The sequence below is a fragment of the Methylobacterium sp. Leaf102 genome (assembly GCF_001422425.1).
Taxonomy (GTDB): Bacteria; Pseudomonadota; Alphaproteobacteria; order Rhizobiales; family Beijerinckiaceae; genus Methylobacterium.
Map to the genome: position 1 here is coordinate 1 of NZ_LMMX01000036.1, position 1,088 is coordinate 1,088.

The 1,088-nt window shown below is 69.7% G+C and carries 2 protein-coding genes; one reads left to right on the top strand and one right to left on the bottom strand.

Features of this window, described 5'->3' with window-relative positions; genetic code table 11:
- Positions 1-193: 193 nt before the first annotated feature.
- Positions 194-430: a hypothetical protein gene (locus tag ASF27_RS22410; RefSeq protein ID WP_156467556.1), complete on the bottom strand. Its 237-nt coding sequence runs from the start codon at positions 428-430 to the stop codon at positions 194-196.
- Positions 431-690: 260 nt separating this feature from the next.
- On the opposite strand from ASF27_RS22410, the gene ASF27_RS16090 reads away from it, so the two are divergent.
- A partial coding sequence (locus ASF27_RS16090; protein ID WP_277996078.1) for a contractile injection system protein, VgrG/Pvc8 family occupies positions 691-1,088 on the top strand: 398 nt, incomplete at its 3' end.

A 1,088-nucleotide genomic window follows, 5' to 3' on the forward strand; every position in this document is an offset into this window, starting at 1 on the left:
CCCCGCCCGGTTCAGCCAGCAGCTACCTTCCGGCATCCCCCCCCACCAACCCAATCCACCAAACTTGGCGAAGAGCCAGTTTGCTGGGTCAGGGTCAGACCAGATGTCGAACGTCATCGACGGGTTCACCCGCGAGTGCCTGGGCATCCGGATCGCTCCTGAGTTCGAAACCCTGAACGTGACCGTCCCCCTGTCAGACCTGTTCAGCCTTCGCGGGATGCCAGGGCATTTCCAACCTGACGACGGGCCGGAGTTCAGCGCCACGGTCGTTCCGGACTGGATCGCGGCGATTGGCTCGCTGTTCGCCGACATCGAGCCGGGCAGCCCCGGGGAACGGCGACTGCGAAAGCCGCGACGCCAAGCTCGGGGCGAACTCCTCGACGGCGCCGTAATCGGCAGCCGCGTGGAGACCAGCCTCGTCATCGAGCAAGCGCGACGGTACCGGCGCCAGCCTCGCAGGCCGGCCGCCGGGCGGGCAGGCCGACGGCCCCGGCGGGTTCTGCGGCTACGCCCGCACGGTCGAACGACCCCACCTTCGCAGGGGAGGCAAGCGGGGCCCATGGCGGTGCAACGCGAGCCCGGGGACGAGGCGATCGGGACCGGCCCGGATACGATGCGAGAAACCCGGATGACGAACACAATCGCAGGTGGTATGCGGTGTCGTCAGCTCGACGGTCCGGAGACCCGCCGATGGAGCCCCATGTCCGCTACACGCAGGCGGGTCGTCTTCTGTCGATCGCGACGGTGCTGGGCGAGGACGCGTTGCTGCTGGAGCGGCTGGAGGTCGAGGAGGGCCTGTCGGCGCTGTTCACCCTGCGCGCCACGGTGCGGGCCCAGCGCGAGACCGTGCGGGCGGACGAGATCGTCGGCACCGCCGCCGATCTGTCCCTGACGCTGGCGGACGGCACGCCCCGGGTCTGGAACGGGCTCGTGACCGAGCTGCACGAGGGCCCGATCGTCACCCGCGGCGCCCGGCAATACGCGCTGACCCTGCGCCCGCGCCTGTGGCTGATGAGCCAGCGGTCGGATTGCAGGATCTTTCGCGATCGGACCACGCTCCAGGTGCTCGAGACCCTGTGCGCCGAGCA